15 protein-coding genes are annotated in these 15,046 nt (G+C 61.5%); 5 read left to right on the top strand and 10 right to left on the bottom strand.

Annotated elements, in window-relative coordinates; translation table 11 throughout:
* Positions 1-12: 12 nt before the first annotated feature.
* Together cydB and cydX are read left to right on the top strand one after the other, a co-directional pair.
* Positions 13-1,167, top strand: coding sequence for a cytochrome d ubiquinol oxidase subunit II (gene cydB, locus AAIL66_RS08270; protein ID WP_034380747.1), 1,155 nt, complete (start codon positions 13-15; stop codon positions 1,165-1,167).
* A 104-nt stretch (positions 1,168-1,271) separates the two neighbouring features.
* Positions 1,272-1,412, top strand: coding sequence for a cytochrome bd-I oxidase subunit CydX (cydX, locus tag AAIL66_RS08265; protein ID WP_003053063.1), 141 nt, complete (start codon positions 1,272-1,274; stop codon positions 1,410-1,412).
* Positions 1,413-1,487: 75 nt separating this feature from the next.
* On the opposite strand, the gene eda is transcribed toward cydX, so the two are convergent.
* The 6 genes from eda to AAIL66_RS08235 form a co-directional block, all read right to left on the bottom strand.
* Positions 1,488-2,135: a bifunctional 4-hydroxy-2-oxoglutarate aldolase/2-dehydro-3-deoxy-phosphogluconate aldolase gene (gene eda, locus AAIL66_RS08260; RefSeq protein ID WP_343496444.1), complete on the bottom strand. Its 648-nt coding sequence runs from the start codon at positions 2,133-2,135 to the stop codon at positions 1,488-1,490.
* Positions 2,120-3,967: a phosphogluconate dehydratase gene (edd, locus tag AAIL66_RS08255; protein ID WP_343496443.1), complete on the bottom strand. Its 1,848-nt coding sequence runs from the start codon at positions 3,965-3,967 to the stop codon at positions 2,120-2,122. The genes eda and edd overlap by 16 nt, the downstream gene beginning before the upstream one ends.
* A gap of 99 nt (positions 3,968-4,066) precedes the next feature.
* The gene (locus tag AAIL66_RS08250; RefSeq protein WP_003065736.1) at positions 4,067-5,074 is read right to left on the bottom strand and encodes a TRAP transporter substrate-binding protein; all 1,008 of its coding nucleotides are present in this window, start codon (positions 5,072-5,074) and stop codon (positions 4,067-4,069) included.
* A gap of 121 nt (positions 5,075-5,195) precedes the next feature.
* Complete coding sequence (locus AAIL66_RS08245; protein ID WP_034356902.1) at positions 5,196-6,476, bottom strand: TRAP transporter large permease subunit; 1,281 nt, start codon at positions 6,474-6,476, stop codon at positions 5,196-5,198.
* A gap of 10 nt (positions 6,477-6,486) precedes the next feature.
* Positions 6,487-6,993 carry a TRAP transporter small permease gene (locus tag AAIL66_RS08240; protein WP_012839280.1) on the bottom strand — a complete coding sequence of 169 codons (507 nt, stop codon included), beginning with the start codon at positions 6,991-6,993 and terminating at the stop codon, positions 6,487-6,489.
* A 19-nt stretch (positions 6,994-7,012) separates the two neighbouring features.
* Positions 7,013-7,549: a gluconokinase gene (locus AAIL66_RS08235; RefSeq protein WP_045840389.1), complete on the bottom strand. Its 537-nt coding sequence runs from the start codon at positions 7,547-7,549 to the stop codon at positions 7,013-7,015.
* 182 nt (positions 7,550-7,731) lie between these two features.
* Between AAIL66_RS08235 and AAIL66_RS08230 the strand changes: the two genes are divergently transcribed.
* Positions 7,732-8,805 (top strand): LacI family DNA-binding transcriptional regulator, encoded by a 1,074-nt coding sequence (locus AAIL66_RS08230; RefSeq protein ID WP_034356900.1) that lies wholly within the window; start codon positions 7,732-7,734, stop codon positions 8,803-8,805.
* Positions 8,806-8,815: 10 nt separating this feature from the next.
* On the opposite strand, the gene AAIL66_RS08225 is transcribed toward AAIL66_RS08230, so the two are convergent.
* A complete protein-coding gene (locus AAIL66_RS08225; protein ID WP_003053080.1) occupies positions 8,816-9,400 on the bottom strand; it encodes a GbsR/MarR family transcriptional regulator in 585 nt (194 codons plus the stop codon).
* A 251-nt stretch (positions 9,401-9,651) separates the two neighbouring features.
* Between AAIL66_RS08225 and AAIL66_RS08220 the strand changes: the two genes are divergently transcribed.
* Positions 9,652-10,824 carry an acyltransferase gene (locus tag AAIL66_RS08220; protein ID WP_343496442.1) on the top strand — a complete coding sequence of 391 codons (1,173 nt, stop codon included), beginning with the start codon at positions 9,652-9,654 and terminating at the stop codon, positions 10,822-10,824.
* Between the two features lie 62 nt (positions 10,825-10,886).
* Here AAIL66_RS08220 and rnk read toward each other — a convergent pair whose 3' ends face one another.
* Positions 10,887-11,294, bottom strand: a complete 408-nt coding sequence (gene rnk / locus AAIL66_RS08215) for a nucleoside diphosphate kinase regulator (RefSeq protein WP_003063629.1) — start codon at positions 11,292-11,294, stop codon at positions 10,887-10,889.
* Positions 11,295-11,648: 354 nt separating this feature from the next.
* On the opposite strand from rnk, the gene AAIL66_RS08210 reads away from it, so the two are divergent.
* Complete coding sequence (locus AAIL66_RS08210) at positions 11,649-12,806, top strand: PA0069 family radical SAM protein (protein ID WP_051517687.1); 1,158 nt, start codon at positions 11,649-11,651, stop codon at positions 12,804-12,806.
* A gap of 119 nt (positions 12,807-12,925) precedes the next feature.
* On the opposite strand, the gene AAIL66_RS08205 is transcribed toward AAIL66_RS08210, so the two are convergent.
* Both AAIL66_RS08205 and AAIL66_RS08200 read right to left on the bottom strand, forming a co-directional pair.
* Positions 12,926-13,906 carry a tripartite tricarboxylate transporter substrate binding protein gene (locus AAIL66_RS08205; protein ID WP_343496531.1) on the bottom strand — a complete coding sequence of 327 codons (981 nt, stop codon included), beginning with the start codon at positions 13,904-13,906 and terminating at the stop codon, positions 12,926-12,928.
* A gap of 152 nt (positions 13,907-14,058) precedes the next feature.
* A complete protein-coding gene (locus AAIL66_RS08200; protein WP_034356896.1) occupies positions 14,059-14,991 on the bottom strand; it encodes a LysR substrate-binding domain-containing protein in 933 nt (310 codons plus the stop codon).
* Positions 14,992-15,046 lie beyond the last annotated feature (55 nt).

The raw sequence follows: 15,046 nt of genomic DNA, 5'->3' as shown, positions 1-15,046 counted from the left end.
AGGAGCAACCAAATGATCTTGCATGAACTGATTTCATATGACGTGCTGCGCCTCATCTGGTGGCTGCTGCTCGGTGTGCTGCTGGTGGGCTTTGCCGTCACCGACGGCTTTGACCTCGGCGCCATGGGCCTGTTGCGCGCCACGGCCAAGACCGATGTCGAGCGCCGTACGGCCATCAACTCAGTCGGCCCCGTGTGGGAAGGCAATCAGGTGTGGCTGATTCTGGGTGGCGGTGCCATCTTTGCGGCCTGGCCCCAGCTTTACGCCGTGTCCTTCTCGGGCTTTTACCTGGCCATGTTTGCCGTGCTGGTGCCGCTGATCCTGCGTCCCGTGGCGTTCAAGTTCCGCAGCAAACATGAAGATGCAGCCTGGCGCAACCGCTGGGACTGGGTGCTGTGCATCACGGGTCTGGTGCCAGCGCTGCTGTTCGGCGTGGCAGTGGGCAATGTGATCCTCGGCGTGCCATTTCGTCTGGGTGACGATATGCGCATTTACTACGACGGCAGCTTCTTCGGCCTGCTCACGCCTTTCGCATTGCTGTGCGGTCTGGTCTCGCTGTCCATGCTGCTCATGCATGGTGCGGCCTGGCTGATGTTCAAGACCGATGGAGAAGTCGCCAACCGCGCCGCCAGGTATGGCACATGGTTTGCCGTGCTGACCACCGTGCTGTTTGCGGTTGCCGGCCTGTGGCTGGCTACAGGCATCAACGGCTATGTGATTACCAGCGAGATCAACCCCGTCGGTCCCTCCAACCCCTTGAACAAGACCGCAGCCGTGGCTGCCGGTGCATGGATGGCCAACTTCAAGTCCTATCCCTGGCTCTGGCTGGTGCCCGGTATCGGCCTGCTCATGCCGCTGATCGTGGCCATCGGCTTGCGCAGCCGTCGCGAGTGGCTGGCGCTGCTGGCAAGCGGCCTGGCGATTGCCGGAATCATCCTGACCGTGGGCGCTGCCATGTTCCCCATGATCCTGCCCTCCAGCATTGATCCGCGCTTCAGTCTGACGGTCTGGGACTCGTCTTCCAGCCATGTTGTGCTGTTCATCATGCTGGTCTGCGTGCTGATCTTCCTGCCCTTGATCCTGGCCTATACCAGCTGGGTGTACTCGGTGCTGCGAGGCAAGGTGGACGTGAAGGCCATCGTGACCGGTCAGGGCCACTCGTATTGAGATGGGACGCCCCTCAGACGCCATGCTGCGTTCTTCCTTCTGTGTGGGGGGCGGTTCGAATATTGTTGGCCCATGCATTGGATGGGCCGAATGAAAGGAAACTTATGTGGTATTTCGCCTGGTTGCTGGGTCTGCCGCTGGCAGCAGCCTTTGCCGTGCTCAATGCGATCTGGTTCGAGTTGATGGATGACGAGGCAACGCGTCGCAAGCTTCTGGAGCGAACCAAGTCGCTGCCGGATGCCTGAGTCGCCAAGACATGGAAAAGCCCGGTCGGCTTGGAGCTGACCGGGCTTTTTTTTATGGATGAGGCCTTGTCTTGCTCAGGCCGTGCGAGAGCTTCTCAACGCCTGCGTGGCCTGAGCCAGCTCGGTGATGAGCGACCAGTTGCCACTCTCCACGGCACTGGCGGGGACCAGCCAGGAGCCGCCCACGCAGACCACATTGGACAGCGCCAGAAACTCCGCCGCGTTGCCGGGCGAGATGCCGCCCGTGGGGCAGAAACGCAGCTCTCCGAACGGACCTTGCCAGGCCTTCAGCATCTGGATGCCGCCCGACTGCACGGCGGGGAAGAACTTGAGCTCGGTAAAGCCATCTTCCTGAGCCATCATGATTTCGCTGCTGGTTGCAACACCGGGCAGCAGCGGCAGGTTCAGATCGCGGCAGGCCTGGCCCAGCTTGCAGGTATAGCCGGGACTGACGGCAAACCTTGCGCCGGCCCGAGCAGCCGCCGCGGCATCGGCTGCATTGCGCACGGTGCCCGCACCGACGATGGCTTCGGGCAGTTGCTTGGCGATGGCCTCTATGCAGGCCAGGCCCTGAGGCGTGCGCAGCGTGACCTCCAGAACCCTGATGCCGCCGGCCAGCAGTGCTTTGGCCATGGGCACCGCATGCTCTGCGTTGTGCAGCACGATGACCGGAATCACCGGTGCATCCTGCATGATGGACAAGGCGGTCATTTGAGCAGCCATGTGCAAGCTCCTTCTTCTGCGCTCAGCGCATTGCGCCGGAATCCGGCAAACAGTTCACGGCCCAGGCCGCGGTGATTGGCTTGTTGCAACGCTGGCGGCATGATGGCCAGCGGCCTGGCTTCCCATTCGGCATCCGTCAGCTCGGCTTGCAGCAGGCCGGTGGGGGCATCGAGCACGATGATGTCTCCGCTTTGTACCTTGGCCAGCGGGCCGCCAGCCAGCGCTTCGGGACTGACATGGATGGCCGCCGGGACCTTGCCCGATGCGCCGCTCATGCGGCCGTCGGTGACCAGGGCCACGACATAGCCCTTGCCTTGCAGAACGGCCAGCGGAGGGGTGAGCTTGTGCAGCTCGGGCATGCCATTGGCCTGCGGACCCTGCCAGCGCACCACACAGACGACGCCATTGAAGCCATTGGTCTGGCAGGCCTGCTCCAGCGCACCGGATTTGAAGGCCGCCTGCAATTCATCCTGCGAATCAAAGACCCATGCCGGTGCCCGCAGTGCGTGGCGATCTTCAGGTACGGCGCTGATCTTGATGACACTGCGGCCAAGATTGCCTTTGAGCAGCTTCAAGCCGCCCGTAGGGCTGAAGGGGCGGCTGGCAGGGCGCAGAACAGTGTCATCGCCGGAGATGCCCGCATCCTGCCATTGCAACTGATGGTTTTCGACATGGGGGATGCGCCCGAAGGCGGCCAGCCCCTCGGGCCTAACCGTAAGCACATCGCCATGCATGAGTCCGGCCTGCAGCAGCTGGGCGATCACGTAGCCAGGGCCGCCTGCGGCCTGGAACTGATTCACATCGGCGCTGCCATTGGGGTAGACGCGGGCCAGCAGGGGAACCACCGCGGACAGCTGCTCGAAGTCATCCCAGTCGATGACGATTCCGGCAGCTCGGGCCACGGCCACCCAGTGGATCAGGTGATTGGTGGAGCCGCCGGTCGCCAGCAGGGCCACCATGGCGTTGACGATGCAGCGCTCGTCCACGACATGCCCTATGGGGGCAAAGCGGCGGCCCCGGGTGATGGACAGCACGGTACGCATGGCTTCGCGCGTGAGCAGTTCACGCTCTGCGTCGGCGGGGTTGATGAAGGCTGTGCCGGGAACATGCAGGCCCATGGCTTCGAGCAGCATCTGATTGCTGTTGGCCGTTCCGTAGAAGGTGCAGGTGCCCTGGTCATGGTAGGCCGCGTTTTCTGCTGCCAGCAGCTCCTGCCGGCCGACCAGGCCCTGCGCCGCCTGCTCGCGTACCTTGGCCTTGTCGCTGTTGGACAGGCCCGAAGTCATGGGGCCGGCAGGCACGAACACCATGGGCAGGTGGCCGAAGTGCAGGGCGCCGATCAGCAGGCCGGGAACGATCTTGTCGCAGACGCCCAGCATCAGGGCCGCATCGAAAGTGTCATGCGTGAGAGCCACGGCGGTGGACATGGCAATCGTGTCGCGGCTGAACAGGCTCAGCTCCATGCCGGGCATGCCCTGGGTCACGCCGTCGCACATGGCCGGCACACCGCCGGCCACCTGAGCCGTTGCGCCGTTGCGCCTGGCCTCGTCTTTCAGAATATCGGGGTAATGCGCAAACGGTGCATGGGCGGAGAGCACATCGTTATAGGCCGTGACGATGCCGACATTGGAGCCTTTTTCTTCAACGATGCGAATCTTGTCCGTGCCGGGCAGAGCCGCAAAGGCGTGGGCCACATTGGCACAGCCCATGGTGCGTACTTGTGGAGGGCGCGCGGCCATGGCATCGACCTGTGCCAGATAGTCGGAGCGGCTGGCGCGGCTGCGCTCCTGGATGCGCCGCGTCACCTGGTCCAGAACGGGGTGAAGTGCCATGATGAAAGTCCTTGGGCAGCAAGGCCTGTGCTTGGGGCGCAGGCATTGTCTTGGAATGAGTCAGAGCCATGCCCGGGGCATGGCTCCATGGTTGGGCGCTTATTTGGCGCGAGCTTGCTTGACGGCTGCCTGCACAGAGTCCCAGGTACCTTGACCCACGGACTTGGCAATGCCGGCATTGACGGTGCCGAGCTTGTCGCGCATGCGGCCTGCTTCGGCGGCTGGCAGCTCGTTGACCTGCATGCCCTTGGTCTTGATCTCGGCCAGAGCCTTGGCGGCTTCTTCGCGCGTGTCCTTGCGCTCGAATTCACGGCTCTTGATCGCCGCATCCTGCAGCACCTTCTTCTCGGCGGGGCTCAGCGTGTCCCACCACTTCTTGCTGACCGTCACGATCCAGGGGCTGTAGACATGGTTGGAGACGGTCAGGTACTTCTGCACTTCATAGAACTTGCTCGAAAGCACCGTGTTGAAGGGGTTTTCCTGACCGTCCACGGCTTTGGTTTCCAGCGCCGTGAACAGCTCTGAGAAGGGCAGGGGAACGGCATTGGCACCCAGGGTCTTGAAGCTGTCCAGGAAGACGTTGTTCTGCATCACGCGCAGCTTCACGTCCTGCAGATCTTCCAGCTTGGTGATGGGGCGCTTGTTGTTGGTCAGATTGCGAAATCCATTTTCCCAATAGACCAGACCCACCATGCCCTTGGGCTCCAGAGTGGCCTTGACCTTCTCTCCCACGGGGCCGTCCAGCACGGCATCGGCCTCCTTGGTGTTGGCAAACAGAAAAGGGGTGTCCCAGATCGCCATTTCGGGCGACAGACCCACCAGCGTGGCGGTGGAGCCGACCATCATTTCCTGGGCTCCGCCGATCAGGGCCTGCTGCATCTGCGTGTCCGAGCCCAGGGATGCGTTGCCGATGGCGCGGACCTTCATCTTGCCACCGCTGGCCTTTTCCACTTCCTTGGCGAACATGCGCACGGCACGACCCTGGTTGGAGTCCTCCACCAGGCCGTAGCCGAACCGCACCAGGCGGGGTTTGAAGTCCTGCGCCTGAACGGCGCCGGCGGCCAGCAGCATTGCCGTGAGTCCTGCGACTGCAAATTTGATACGCATACCCGTCTCCTTGCTTGATTGGGCCTGGGCCCTTTGATGAAATTGGAACTGTCGTGATGCGCTTGATTGCAGTGCGCACCATGCTATGAATCTAAGATCTTTCATGGATGGCATGCCGTTCTCAGTGCATCCATTTGAGCGGACCCGTGACCAGCTGAGGGAAGATCACGAAGAGCACGGCCAGCAGCACATAGACCATCAGGAAGGGATTGGTGCCCTTAATCACGGTTTCCATGCGCAGCCTGCCAACCCCGGCCACCACGTTCTGCACCGTGCCCACAGGGGGGGTGATCAGGCCGATACAGCCCACATAGATGAACATGAAGCCGAAGTACACGGGATCGATGCCGGCCTTGACGGCCAGCGGTGCGCAGACCGGACCGAAGATCAGAATGGTCGGGGTCAGATCCATGGCGGTGCCGACCACGAGCAGGAAGAGCATCATCACGGCCATGAAGAGCATGGGCTGATCCAGCAGGCCCGAGAAGCTGTCGGCCAGCATATTGGGCAGGTCGGCGAGCGTGATCATGTAGGCGGTCACAGTGGCCGCACCGCAGAGGAACATCACCACGGCGGTGGTCTTGGATGCGCCCAGAAAGACTTCGTAGAGCCTGCTCCAGCTCATCTCCCGATAGACCACCATGGACACGAACAGCGCGTAGACCGCGGCCACCACGGCGGCTTCGGTCGGCGTGAAGACGCCGCCCTTGAGGCCGCCCAGAATGATGACAGGCATCATCATGGCCCAGAAGCTCTTGGCCAGTGCCTTGAGGCGCAGGCCCCAGCTCACGCGTTCACCCGAGGTCAGCTGGTATTTGCGCGCGATGAACCACCAGGCAGCAATCAGAAAGCTGCCCATGAACAGGCCGGGAACGACGCCCGAGAGAAACAGCTTGCTGATGGAGGTGTTGGTGGTGACGCCGTAGATCACGAACGGCATCGAAGGCGGAATGATGGGGGCGATGATGCCGCCTGAAGCCAGCAGGCCGGCGCTGTAGCTGTCGGGATACTTCTGGTCGCGCATCATCGGCAGCAAGATGGTGGCCAGCGCGGCGGTGTCGGCAATGGCCGATCCGCTCATCGAGGCCAGCAGCACGGCAGCGCCGATGGCCACATAGCCCAGGCCACCCGGGATATGACCGACAAAGGCGCGGGCCAGATCGATGATGCGGCGTGACAGGCCGCCGGCATTCATCAGCTCACCTGCGAGGATGAAGAATGGCACGGCCAGCAGCGGGAAATTGTCGAACCCGGCTTGCAGGTTCTGCGCGAGCAGCTGGGTGTCGAAAAAGTCCAGGTGCCACATCAGTGCGACACCGGTGAGTATCAGTGCATGCGCAATCGGCATGCCGATCACCATGCCGCCGATCAGCACGGCGAGAAAAATCAGGGTAACGACCATGGCGCTCTCCTTACTCCACGCTGGTTTCAGAAGATTCGGACGGGGTGCCGCGCAGCATGTCGCGCACCACGACCAGCAGCATGCCTATGGCCAGCACCAGCGTCGCCGCTGCGCCCAGAGCCAGGGGATAGCCCAGCACGGTGCTGTAGCTGCTCCAGCCGGCAACGACCTGCTCCCAGGAGCCCCACAGCAGCAGGGCCATGCAGGCGCCGATCAGCAGTTGCGAGACCCAGAACAGGACTTTGCGGGTGATCGGGCCAACCCGCGATGTCACCATGTCAAAGCCCAGGTGGGCGCCTTCGAAAGCCGCCACGATGGCGCCGATGGCCACCAGCCATACAAACAGCAGGCGCGAGATCTCCTCATAGGAGACGATGCTGGTGTGGAAAACGTAGCGCAGCACCACGTTGACGAAAACGGCAACCACCATGCCGGCCAGGGCCAGCACCATCAGGCCTTCGGCCAGGCGCTTGAGCCATGGCTTGCGGCCCTGTGCCTCTTTGCGATCTTCAGACATTGGCTGTCTCCTGCTGTCTTTATGCTTGGGATTCGCGCCTTGCCCATTGCCGGGCCGCGAGCGCGATGTCGTTGAGATTCATGGTGGCGCTGACGGTCAGAACATCGGGCTCCTGACGCGGGTCTTCCAGCGTCGTGAACTGATTGGCCACCAGGTCGGGCGAGAAGAAATGCCCGGGTCGGGTCTGGACGCGTTCCAGGGCCGTGGCATAGTCGAGATCGAGAAACACAAAACCCAGCTGCTGGGCGCTGCGCAACTGGTCGCGGTACTTGCGCTTGAGCGCCGAGCAGGTCAGCACCAGGCCGTGTTCGGCATCTGCCTGAGCCAGTCGCTGCGCCAGGCGTTCCAGCCAGCCTTCGCGGTCGGCATCCGTCAGGGCAATGCCGGCCTGCATCTTGGCCACGCTCTGGGGGGAGTGGTAGCTGTCTCCTTCTACCAAGGTCCACCCCAGTTGACGGGCGATGGCTTCTCCTGCGCTCGATTTGCCGCAGCCGGAAACTCCCATGACGACGAGTGCCGACATGGTGCCATGAGGCTGGATCTTGCTTTGAGTCATTTTTGGATAGCGCTATCCGACGTGGTTAAAAAATGAGCAGCCTGCTGCTTTCTGCGATTGGCTTCAGACCTTGGTCGAAGGCAAGTCAGTGCTTTCATCAAGCTGCTTCTACAGACTTCATTTCAAGTCTGGATAGCGCTATCATACTCAAAAAACCTCAGGCATCTGACTAGGAGATTCCCTTGCCTCTCGAGACCCGTACCAAGAGTGAAACCCCGGCAGACAGCGCTTCTTCAAGGCGATCTCGTGCCAGCGGGCGTGTCACCCTCAGTGATGTGGCACAGGCTGCGGGCGTGAGTCCGATGACGGTCTCCAGAGCCTTGCGCGGAGAGCGCAGAGTGGCTGCAGCCCTGGTCGACAAAGTGCGCGAGGTTGCGGCTTCTCTGGGTTATGTGCCCGATCTGGCTGCACGTGCACTGGCCTCGCAAAAAAGCACCCAGGTGCTGGTACTGGTCCCCATGCTCTCCAACACCTTGTTTGTGGAGGTCCTGGAGGCTGTGCACAAGGTGCTGTTTGCCCAGGGCTATCACATGCTGATCGGTGTGACCCACTACGACCCTGCGGAGGAAGAGCAGTTGCTGCGGGCCTATCTGCCCATGCGGCCTGCCGGGCTGTTGCTGACCGGGTTTGATCACAGCGAAGAGTCGCGGAAATTATTGGCTGCCAATCCCGTGCCGCGCGTGCATCTCATGGAGTTGCGCGAGCCTGGCACGGGGCCCGATTGCTACAGCGTAGGTTTTTCTCAGATTGCAGCTGGCGCTGAAATGACCCGTCATCTGCTGGACAAGGGATACAGACGCATCGCATTTTGCGGAGCCCAGCTCGACGCGCGTGTCATGCAGCGTCTGGAAGGTTATCGGCAGGTGCTCAAACAGGCCGGCCTGTATGACCAGAGCCTGGAGATTCTCAATCCCGAGCGTTCATCGCTGGCGCTGGGTGCAAGGCAGTTTGAGACACTTCTCAAGGCGCAGACTACGGTGGATGCCATCTTTTTCTGCAATGATGACATTGCACAAGGCGCATTGCTGGAGGCCAATCGCATGGGGGTCAAGGTGCCGCAGCAGGTGGCGATCGCCGGGTTCAACGACCTTCCTGGCAGTGATCAGATGGTGCCGCCTCTGACCACTATCCATACACCCAGGGATGAAGTGGGCAGAAAAGCTGCCAGCATGCTGCTGCAGTTGCTGGCAGGGGACACCGTCAGAGAGGCCAGCGTGGATCTGGGCTTCAGGCTGGTGCCCAGGGCCAGCACCTGAGTTGTCGGCGTCAGGCTTCCGAGCCTGACTTGCCTCGCCCGGTAATCTTGTCTTTCAGGTCCAGCAGTCGCGTCACGGCGGAGCCCATGCCCATGAGCTGCATGGCGGTCTCTGGCGACAGACGCTGAACATCGTCAAACCAGCTCATCAGTTTGTCGATGAGCTCGTGCATATCGCGCATGCGCTGCTGGGCGTAACGTTCTTCGTCGGTGCTGGCTTCCTCCATCATGGCGGCACGCAGCATGGACTGCGTGGGCTCGATCTCGCGGCGGCGGCGCTCTTCGGCCAGTCGCTTGAAGATTTCCCAGACATCCTCGGGTGCCTGGAAGTATTCGCGCCGGTCGCCGGGCTGGTGACGCAGCTGAACCAGCCGCCAAGCCTGCAGCTCCTTGAGCCCCATGCTCACATTGGAGCGCGAGAATTCCAGCGTGTCGGCAATCTGGTCTGCGTTCAGCGGCTCGGGCGAAATGAACAGCAGGGCATAGATCTGTCCCACGGTGCGATTGATGCCCCAGCGGCTGCCCATCTCGCCGAAATGCGAAACAAATTGTCGGCTCAGCTCCGACAGTGGTTTGGCTTGCGTCATGGCCTCCATTGTGCCTTTGCCCGGGGTTCTCAGTGGGGCAGGGAAATCAAGCCGGAGTGCAATCGCTCTGGTTTTGTTCATGCTTGGCGCATGAAGCTCGCGCAGATATGTTTCGTAAAACTTGCAACGCTGTCAGCAAATTGTTGGGAATCGGCGCAAAATCGCCATCCTGTTTTAAGTCGGCTTTTTTACGTTGCCTGTTGCCGGGCAAACTCACCCTGCCGCCGGGCAGCCCATGGGCTGCGGGCGGCCGTGATCTGATGGTTCAAAGTTCTATTTCCTCTCATTCCCGCAGTGCCCTGATCGACTGTGCCAAGGGGCTGGCTTGTGCTGCCATCGTCTGGCATCACCTGGCTTTCTACGGCCCCATGTCCGATGTGGCTCACCCTGTCATGCCCGACCTGCTGGACTGGCTCTATGAGTACGCCCGTATGGCCGTGCAGATCTTTCTGGTGATCGGCGGTTTTCTGGCTGCAGCCAGCCTGGCTCCCATGGGTCTGGCGCGGTTTGATTCACCCTGGTCCAAGATCGGCAAGCGCTTTGTGCGTCTGGTCGTACCTTATGCCGTGGCACTGGTGGTGACGATTGTGGTGTCTGCGGCGATTCGTCCCTGGTTCGATCACGAGTCCGTGTCCGCCGACCCCGATCTATGGCAGCTCATGGCCCATGCTCTGCTGCTGCAGGGCATTGTGGGCGAGGAGTCACTGTCGGCTGGTGTCTGGTATGTGTCCATAGACTTTCAGCTGTTCGCCGCGACCGTGCTGTTGCTGGCCGGAGTGCGCTGGCTGCAACAATGGGCGCTGAAGCGCTTGGGTGCTACGGCCATGAAGCGCTGGTGGCCCTGGGCTGTGACTGGCATGCAGGGGCTGGTGGTTGTGGGGACGGCAGCTTCGTTGCTGAGCTTCAATCTTGATGCAGACCTGGATGTCTGGGCGATTTATTTCATGGGTGCCTATGGCATCGGCATGATGGCCTTCTGGGCGGTGGCAGCAGACAAGCGCCTGACGGCCTGGAGCTGGGGCATGCTGATTGCTGCTCTGATCATCGGCGCGCTGGTCTATGAGTGGCGCGACCGCATTTTTCTCGCCGGCGTGACCGCGATGCTGCTGATCGTTTGCATGCGTACCGAGGTCATTGCCCGCTGGCAGGGTTTTGCGCCGCTGCGTCGCCTGGGAGAGATTTCCTACTCGGTATTCCTGATTCACTTTTCCATCTGCCTGCTGGTCAACGCAGTGGTCAACCATTTCTGGCATGGTTCGGTCACAGCCGCCGTGGTGGGCATCCCGTTTGCCTTTGTGCTTTCACTGACTGCCGGCTACGCGCTGTATCAACTGGTGGAGCGCCATGTTTCGTCATGGAGTCAGGCCCTGCGCTGGCAGGCAGGCTTGATCGGCGCGGGTCTGCTGACCACCATGCTGGCCGGCTTGCGCTGAGTCTGATCCAGGCAACAAAAAAAGCAGCTTCGGTGAGCTGCTTTTTTGTTGGGTGAGCCGGTTCAGCGATGGAGCTCGCCCGCGCTTTCGGGCTGGAACTCGATGGCATCCACGCGCACGGTTACCTGACCGGTAGGGCTGGGCATCTTGAACTCATCACCCACTGACAGGCCCAGCAGGGCGATGCCTACTGGCGCAAAGATGGAGACCTTGTCGGCGCTGCCATCCATATCCTTGGGGTAGACCAGTGTCAGCGTATTGGTCTTGGCGATCTCGAGAATGGTGAAGCGCACGGTGGAGTTCATCGTCACCACGTTGGCGGGTATTTCTGCGGGGTCGAGTACATCCGCGCGGTCCAGCTCCGCCTCCAGTGCATCACGGCCGGGGAACTGGCTGTTGTTCTTTTCCAGCAGCGATTCAATGCGATCCAGGTCCAAGGAGGACAGAGTGATATTGGGCTTGCGCTCCATGTAGTAACTCCCTTGCGAGATGGTGTGGTTGGCGCTTTGGCGTTGCGCAAACGGACAAAAGCCCGGGCAACGGTGTTGTCCGGGCCAAGGCATTCAGTGAAAGGCACCAACTTGGTGCATTGAAGGGATTGTCGGCGCTGAATCGCAAACTGCCAAGCCATCTCGCACTCACTGAGTGCGGATTGACTTTGAACTTGCTCTAGTTAATGGAGCGTGCTAAGCCTGTAGAGCAATGAGCGCAGTCATTTTTCATCCAGATCTGACTCAATCAACCCTCACCGTATTGACCGGGATGCAGCCATGGTCAGTGCCCATTTCTTGCAATGAATAACTGTATTTATGTACAGTTGTTTTATGAAGAAACTTTCCTCATCCTCTGGACTGGAATCCATTCGGACCGATGTGCCGGTGCGGCTCATCAAGGGGCGAGGGGCTGCCAGCCAGATCACGCACCGGTTTGCACGGGAGCTGCGCCAGGGTTTCGATGACGGCTGGGGCAAGTCCGAACAGGATGAAGGAAGCGAAGAGGGTGAGGAAGTCAAGACCTGGTGCACCCATCTGGAGTGGGAGCGGGCCAAATCAGCCCTGAGCCGCCACGAATCGCCGGATCTGCCTTTTCATCTGGGGCTCAATCCCTATAGAGGATGCGAGCACGGATGCATTTATTGCTATGCCCGGCCCACGCATGGCTATCTGGGCTATTCGCCGGGTCTGGATTTCGAAACCCGGCTGATTGCCAAGCAGAACCTGCCCGAGGTGCTGCGCGCCGAGTTATCCCGGTCCAGCCATGTGGCGGCCCCCATCATGCTCGGCTCGGTCACGGACTGCTACCAGCCTGTGGAGCGCGAAGTCGGGTTGACGCGCCGCGTGATAGAGGTCCTGGCGCAGGCCAGGCATCCGTTTTCCATCGTCACCAAGGGCAGCGGCATCGAACGCGACCTTGATTTGCTGGTGCCGCTGGCACAGCAGCATCTGGTGGCCGTTTATGTGACGCTGACCACCTTGCAGCCCGAGCTGGCCCGGCAGCTGGAACCACGCGCCGCCGCACCGCATCGGCGGCTGCGCATGATTCGGACCCTGAGCGAGGCAGGCATACCCGTAGGCGTCAGCCTGGCGCCGCAGATTCCGTTCCTGAACGACGATATGGAGCAGGTGCTGGCCGCAGCCAGCGAGGCCGGTGCAAGACAGGCTTTTTATGCAGTGCTGCGTCTGCCGTGGGAAGTGGCTCCGCTGTTCAATGAATGGCTGACGCTGCACTATCCCGAGCGCGCCCAACGCGTGATGGAGCGGGTGCGGGATCTGCATGGGATCAGCGAAGCGGGCAGAGCCGACGGCAAGGTCTACAACAGCAGGTTTGGCCAGCGCATGAAGGGAACAGGCGCCTGGGCCGATATGCTGGCGCAACGCTTTGCACTGGCCTGCCGCAAGCTTGGGCTGAACCGTGAGCGCGTGCAACTGGACTGCGATCAGTACCATCATTCCTTGCTGTCGCCGCAGCAAAGTCTTTTCTGATGTTTCGTCTCATTTCGTTGCGTGTCGACTCGGAACGGGTCGAGGCAGCGAGCTGCAGCTGCCCGGTTGCAAAAGGCCGGAATCTGGCATGACTCCGGCCTTTTGGGCGCCTGAACTGTTTACTGAGCTTGGTAATCAATGGACTTGAGCAAGGCCTGCTGGCGCTGATAGGCCTTCTGCAGTTCGTTCATCAGCGCTTCCGGGGTCGCGTCGGTGCCCGACTCCATGCCCATGTCCCTGAGCCTGGCCTCGACCTGGGGCTGCTTGAAATACTGCAGCGCGATCTCTCTGACCCTGGCCTGCACATCGGCAGGGATATCCGGGCGCGACCAGACGCCGAACCAGCTTACCTCGGAAAGTTGCGGGTAGCCCAGTTCCTTGAAGGTGGGCACATCGGGCAACTGCACCATGCGCGTAGGGTAGTTCACGGCCAGCGGCTTGACCTTGCCGGCCTTGATCAGCGGCAGGGCCGTGGTGAGCCCGTCCATCATCAGCGGCACATGGCCGCCCATCAGGTCACTGAGCGCCGGAGGGGAGCCCTTGTAGCCCAGGTGCTTCATCTTGATATTGAGCAACTGCCCCAGCAGCATGCCCGAGGTATGGCCGCGCATGCCCGTGGCATACGAGGCAAAGTCCAGTCCGTCGGCCTGCTTTTTGCCGTAGTCGCCGAGTTGCTGCAGATTACTGGCCGGGAAGTCCTTGTTGGCAATCAGCACCAGACCGTTGCGGCTGAGCTGGGCCAGGGGTTTCAGATCCTTGAAGGGCTGATAGCTGACTTTGTAGGCCAGCGGCGTCTCGCTGACTATGCCGCCCTGGATCAGCAAGAAGGTGTGGGCATCCTTGCCGTTGGCGAGCAGGTCGTTGACGGCCAGCACGCCGGCCGCGCCGGGCTTGGATTCGACAATCACCGGCTTTCCCAGCTGTTTTTGCATGCCGTCGGCCAACAGGCGGGCCAGCGAGTCGGCATTGCCGCCGGCCGGGCCGCCCACCACCAGGCGTATGGGCTTGACGGGCCAGGGCGCTTGCTGCGCCATGGCCGCTGCACTCAGGCTCATGCCGGTTGCCAGAGCAACGGCCTTCCAGAGCATGGTTTGTTTCATCATTGTCTCCTCTGTTTTTTGACTGCCCGGCAGCTGGTTCCGCACACCGCCGTACCTGGCCGCCGCACCGTCCCGGCGAGAGTCCTGACCGAGGCGCCCGGGCAGTACTGTCAAAAAATTCTCGGCGCAAGGGGGGCAGAGGGTTTGACGAATTACGCCAGCTTCTTGGCCGTTGGAGCGACCAAGGGTTTTGGAGCGGTCCGCAGTACGGGCAGATCAGGGGCCGTACTGCCTTCAATGGCCTTGAGGAAGGAGCGCACCAGCAGACTTTCGCTGCGCTCCCTCATGCAATAGACATAGGTGGTGGTGCTGGCCGGGTCGCCGGCAATGCGCACCGGCCGAAAGCGCGGGTCGGCAATGAATTCGGCTTCGGACACGGCGCCGATGCCCAGGCCGCGCGCAACGGCCTCGCGTATGGCTTCGCGGCTGCCGATCTCCAGCTGGGTGCGGGGCTTCACACCGGCTGCCTGCAGTGCTTTCTCGATAGCGGTGCGCGTGGTCGAGCCTTGCTCACGAAGCAAGAGCGGCAGGCCGTGCAGCTCGCCCAGCTCGACCTGTTCGCGCCTTGCCAGCGGGTGATCGACATGGGCAAACAGGATGATGGCGTGGCGCGCATATTCGCGCGCCAGCAGCTCGGGCCTGTCATAGAGACCGGCCAGCACCGCCACATCGGTGGTGTAGTTCTCCAGATCGTGCAGCACCTGCTGCGAGTTGCCCATGCGAATCGACAGCTTCATGCCGGGGTGGCGGGCGCTGTAGGCCGCCACCATCTCGATCACATGAAACGGCCCCACGGCGCCGATCTTGAGCTCGCCCTGGTTGAGCTGGCCCGAGTCGCGCAGAAAGAACTCGGTTTCGGCCTCCAGCGCGAGCAGCTTCTGTGCCAGCGTCATGAGCTTGTGGCCGGCGCCGGTGAGCGTCATGCGATAGCCCTGGCGATGGAAGAGCTCGATCTGGCTTTGCCGCTCCAGCGTGGCGATCTGGCTGGAAACCGTGGGCTGGCTCAGGCCCAAAGCGCGGGCGGCGGCGCTCAGGCTGCCTTGCTGGGCCACGGCGATAAAGGCTCGGTAGCGGGCGGTGCTCATGCAGGTTTCATCTCAAGGTTTGATCTATGGAAGCTGTCAAAACTGATTCTGAAAC

The sequence above is a fragment of the Comamonas sp. F1-6 genome (assembly GCF_039581415.1).
Classification (GTDB): domain Bacteria; phylum Pseudomonadota; class Gammaproteobacteria; order Burkholderiales; family Burkholderiaceae_C; genus Comamonas; species Comamonas thiooxydans.
This window is presented reverse-complemented; position numbering and strand designations above follow the sequence as displayed.

Coding starts and splice junctions, on each gene's coding strand:
- AAIL66_RS08225 (WP_003053080.1), bottom strand. CDS start 9,400: ATGGAGGCCATGACGCAAGCCAAACCACTGTCGGAGCTGAGCCGACAA.
- AAIL66_RS08245 (WP_034356902.1), bottom strand. CDS start 6,476: ATGGTCGTTACCCTGATTTTTCTCGCCGTGCTGATCGGCGGCATGGTG.
- cydB (WP_034380747.1), top strand. CDS start 13: ATGATCTTGCATGAACTGATTTCATATGACGTGCTGCGCCTCATCTGG.
- AAIL66_RS08220 (WP_343496442.1), top strand. CDS start 9,652: ATGGTTCAAAGTTCTATTTCCTCTCATTCCCGCAGTGCCCTGATCGAC.
- AAIL66_RS08240 (WP_012839280.1), bottom strand. CDS start 6,993: ATGTCTGAAGATCGCAAAGAGGCACAGGGCCGCAAGCCATGGCTCAAG.
- rnk (WP_003063629.1), bottom strand. CDS start 11,294: ATGGAGCGCAAGCCCAATATCACTCTGTCCTCCTTGGACCTGGATCGC.
- AAIL66_RS08210 (WP_051517687.1), top strand. CDS start 11,649: ATGAAGAAACTTTCCTCATCCTCTGGACTGGAATCCATTCGGACCGAT.
- AAIL66_RS08250 (WP_003065736.1), bottom strand. CDS start 5,074: ATGCGTATCAAATTTGCAGTCGCAGGACTCACGGCAATGCTGCTGGCC.
- AAIL66_RS08235 (WP_045840389.1), bottom strand. CDS start 7,549: ATGACTCAAAGCAAGATCCAGCCTCATGGCACCATGTCGGCACTCGTC.
- edd (WP_343496443.1), bottom strand. CDS start 3,967: ATGGCACTTCACCCCGTTCTGGACCAGGTGACGCGGCGCATCCAGGAG.
- cydX (WP_003053063.1), top strand. CDS start 1,272: ATGTGGTATTTCGCCTGGTTGCTGGGTCTGCCGCTGGCAGCAGCCTTT.
- eda (WP_343496444.1), bottom strand. CDS start 2,135: ATGGCTGCTCAAATGACCGCCTTGTCCATCATGCAGGATGCACCGGTG.
- AAIL66_RS08200 (WP_034356896.1), bottom strand. CDS start 14,991: ATGAGCACCGCCCGCTACCGAGCCTTTATCGCCGTGGCCCAGCAAGGC.
- AAIL66_RS08205 (WP_343496531.1), bottom strand. CDS start 13,906: ATGAAACAAACCATGCTCTGGAAGGCCGTTGCTCTGGCAACCGGCATG.